Here is a 3,905-nt window from a genome sequence, read left to right as displayed (position 1 = left end):
TACGACGGCAACAAGGGCAAACAAGACGACAAGGCCATCGGCTAGGAGGCTCTGGAGCGGTTACTCAGGCTTTAGTTGCATGAAAAGTAATGGCGATGTTCATACCAAATGACTCACTAGTTATCGTATTTTTGTATGGTCTTTGGACAGTGATCTTCAAGGATATGAGCATACACCTGAATTATCCTGATAAGTCTTGCTGACTGATAAAGTTAAAAATTCCAAGGAAGTGGGTGAGATTAAATCCTTTTCACTCAGCCTTAAAACGTCTATTGTCACCGATTCGATCTGTAAGTTTGCAGCCCAATCAAAATGTGGGTTGTTGTTTTTCTGGAAGATGCCACAGGATTACCTATCGAAAATGTTAGGTAATAAGTCAGCAATTTAGCATTTTATTGCTCTGTTTCATGGTCAGTATTAGATTGACCTGCGAATACCACTAAACATTTCAATTTCGTAGCCTCTGTAACAGGATCACGCCTGTATGCCTTCTATGGTGCAAACAAGCGCAGATTGGAGGCAGATATGGGAAGTCACTATTCCGTCATCATTGTCGGTGGAGGACAGGCTGGTTTATCGGTCAGTTACTGTTTGGGCGAACGCCAGATCGATCACATTATCTTTGAGCAGCATCAGATTGCCCATTCTTGGCGTAATAAGCGTTGGGACTCGTTCTGCCTGGTCACCCCGAACTGGCAATGTCAGCTACCCGGATTTTCCTATCCGGGGGATGCCCCCAACGGGTTTATGCAAAAAGATCAAATCGTGGACTATATCGAAGCTTACGCCCGGTCCTTTAATCCTCCGGTCAGAGAAGGTGTCAGCGTCCAGCGAGTGCGCAAAAATCCCATTAGCGATGTATTTGAAGTGTCCACCTCAATTGGTGAGTTTTCCGCGGATCAAATTGTGGTGGCCACGGGGGGATATCATCAACCTCGCATTCCTAGTATGGCCCAGCGTTTACCTGCAGAAATTCGCCAACTCCATTCTTCTGAGTATAAAAATCCTGAGAGTTTAGCCGATGGGGCAGTCCTAGTGGTGGGAACGGGGCAATCGGGATGCCAAATTGCTGAAGATCTCCATCTCGCAGCGAAACAGGTGCATTTGTGTGTGGGTAGTGCGCCGCGATCGCCCCGACAATACCGAGGCAAAGATGTGGTGGATTGGCTGGATCAACTGGGTTACTACGATCTGACCATTGAAGATCATCCCCAAAAAGAACAGGTGAGAACCAAAACTAACCACTATGTAACGGGCCGTGGTGGAGGGCGGGAAATTGATTTACGCCATTTTGCCCTGGAAGGGATGCAGCTCTACGGCAGACTGACGGATATTCGCAATGCTCAGTTAACCTTTCAGCCGAATTTGCGAGAGAACTTGGATCAGGCTGATGCGGTAGCTGAAAGCATCAAAGGAACGATTGACGCCTATATTGACCAGCATCAAATTGAGGCTCCCGTGGAGGCCCCCTATTGTCCAGTGTGGGAGCCTGCCTCTGAACCCACCTCCCTCGACTTAGAGGCTGCCCATATCTCCACCGTGATTTGGTCCATTGGCTACGATATGGACTATTCCTGGGTGGAAATTCCTGTGTTTGATGGCAAGGGTTATCCCGGTCATGATCGGGGCGTTACTAGGGTGAAAGGACTCTATTTTGTCGGCTTGCCTTGGCTCTATACCTGGGGTTCGGGACGCTTTTCGGGGATTGCTCGGGATGTTCGGTATCTTGCGGACTATGTGCAGGCTAATCATCGGGTAAATGTGCGATCGCAACTGCGCTTCAATGAAATGGCGATTGGATCTTAAGTGGCTTATAAGCGTTAGGGTTTGGTCGCAAAAATCACGACTTGGCAGTTTTCTGGGGTCTGTATTTTTATGTTCCCAATAGAAAATGGTTGCTTGCTGGTCTTGCCATGTTTGTTGGTCTTTGGATGACCACATTGAGGACATTGCATCAGCAGATGAGAAAACTCAACGCCCTACAGGTTTAGCAAACCTACACTTTATTGACTCATGACCCTAGATTCTCCATAGCGCTTTTTCTCCTTACGGACTCTCGTTGCTTTCGAATTACCTCTGACGAACTTGAAACGACCCTTTTCCTATTTCTACGGGGACCTGAATTACGAAGCCATGTGGATTAGTCCGGTTTTCTAACACTCAGGCCCAGATGCATGATTCTGGGTGAAACGCGCTGTGGGATAAGTGCAAGAGAAATGAATGGTGAGGCCAATTATTCTCTGGCATACTGAAGCAATGCAATGCTCTTTCATTCTTGTTGAGTCGGAAGTACCCGAAAATGTGGGGGCTGCCGCTCGGGCACTCAACACCATGGGACACACGGATTTACGGTTAGTGCGGCCCCGTTGCGATCGCAACTCTGAAAAAGCGCAAGTTCTAGCCCATGGTTCTCAAGCGATCCTCAATGCAGCTCCTATTTACCAACACTTATCGGAGGCGCTACACGACATTGATTTAGCCTGCGCAACGACGGCCCGACATCGCTATGAGAAGTATCACTATATCTCCGTTCAAGAATTACCCCAACGGCTATGGGCAAAGGGAGAGAGTCTACAGCGAGTGGCCTTTGTGTTTGGGGGAGAACGCTCGGGTTTAAATCGACAGGATATTGATCACTGCGATTTGATCACCACGATTCCTCAGGGAAATCCCCATCCTTCTCTGAATTTGGCCCAGGCGGTCATGGTTTACAGCTTTATGTTTTCAGAATCACAAACAGGGGTACATATTAAAGATCAGCGGCTCAATTGCACCCCTATGCCCGAGCTGGAATATGCCAGTCTTAAGCAATCCGCTCTCCGGCTAATGAAGCGAATTGGATTAGCGGAACGTTCTCAAAAATACGCCACTCGGAGCTTGGCCTTATTGGGATGTGAAGATCTCTATCTATTACACAATATTCGAGCCTGCATGGATCGCACCCTCGATCGCTTAGAAACTAGGCAGACTGATCATGTCGACTCTTGATCCGCTTCCCAACTTAGCGGAGGTCTCGTTAACCCCCATCGCTTATGTCCGCTCTTGCTATCCCGAACGGTTTGGCATTCCCCGACAGGCTGGACTGGTTGAGTCGGCCAAAGCCGTTATCGTCTTTCCCAACACCGATCTGCATTGGCATGCGTTGCGAGGAATCGATGGTTTTTCCCATATTTGGGTGATCTTTCTGTTTCATGGTCAGACCTTTACCCAGTTTCGCCCGCTGGTGCGACCGCCCCGCTTAGGTGGGAATAAAACGATGGGGGTCTATGCGACTCGCAGTCCCAATCGCCCCAACCAGATTGGGCTAAGTGCGGTTCCGCTGGATCAAGTTGAGCAGACGGAGCGTGAAATTTTGCTGCATATCCACGGGGGAGATTTTTTAGACCGCACTCCCGTGCTGGATATTAAGCCGTATGTGACCTATGCAGATGCGATCGCAACCGCAACCAGCACTTGGGCCAATACCGCAGATCCTCTGTTACCAGTGGTATGGAGTCCAGAAGCGATGGCCAGTCTAACCGCAGCCTTAGGCAATAAGGTCGATGACATCTTTCGAGTGATTACGGATGTAATTGCCCAAGATCCGCGCCCCGGCTATGAGCGAAAAAAAGACGGACAGCCGGGGCAAAAGTGGAATATGCGTTTAGCGGGGTTTGATATTTTTTGGAAAGTCGAGGCAGGAATAGCAACAGTCACTCAACTCTTTTCCATGTCTAGTCCTAACGATGCTCAAAGCTGAACATGACATGATGGAAGGGGCGTTTGGAACGCGGGGACACCCGCAATGACGCCCACCAAACCCAGATTTCCTTTGGGGATGACAAGGTACTTCAAATCTAGAGTCAGCAGTAGATAGGGCAGTGTGATTTCAAAGAAAATAGGGTGGCCGAAACGACTACCCTATC

The 3,905-nt window shown here is 48.8% G+C and carries 3 protein-coding genes; all 3 read left to right on the top strand.

What is annotated here, in order from left to right; genetic code table 11:
- Nucleotides 1-525 precede the first annotated feature (525 nt).
- The 3 genes from Q0991_RS13465 (at nucleotide 526) to tsaA (ending at nucleotide 3,739) form a co-directional block, all read left to right on the top strand.
- A complete protein-coding gene (locus Q0991_RS13465; RefSeq protein WP_299489241.1) occupies nucleotides 526-1,806 on the top strand; it encodes an MSMEG_0569 family flavin-dependent oxidoreductase in 1,281 nt (426 codons plus the stop codon).
- A gap of 450 nt (nucleotides 1,807-2,256) precedes the next feature.
- A complete protein-coding gene (locus tag Q0991_RS13460; protein ID WP_299489239.1) occupies nucleotides 2,257-2,988 on the top strand; it encodes a TrmH family RNA methyltransferase in 732 nt (243 codons plus the stop codon).
- Complete coding sequence (tsaA, locus tag Q0991_RS13455) at nucleotides 2,975-3,739, top strand: tRNA (N6-threonylcarbamoyladenosine(37)-N6)-methyltransferase TrmO (protein WP_299489238.1); 765 nt, start codon at nucleotides 2,975-2,977, stop codon at nucleotides 3,737-3,739. Before Q0991_RS13460 ends, tsaA begins: the two co-directional genes overlap by 14 nt.
- Nucleotides 3,740-3,905: the final 166 nt, after the last annotated feature.

The organism is Acaryochloris sp. IP29b_bin.137, assembly GCF_028285745.1.
In the GTDB taxonomy this organism is placed as follows: domain Bacteria; phylum Cyanobacteriota; class Cyanobacteriia; order Thermosynechococcales; family Thermosynechococcaceae; genus Acaryochloris.
The sequence above is the reverse complement of the archived record's forward strand: the minus strand, read 5'-3'. Positions and strand labels throughout refer to the sequence as shown.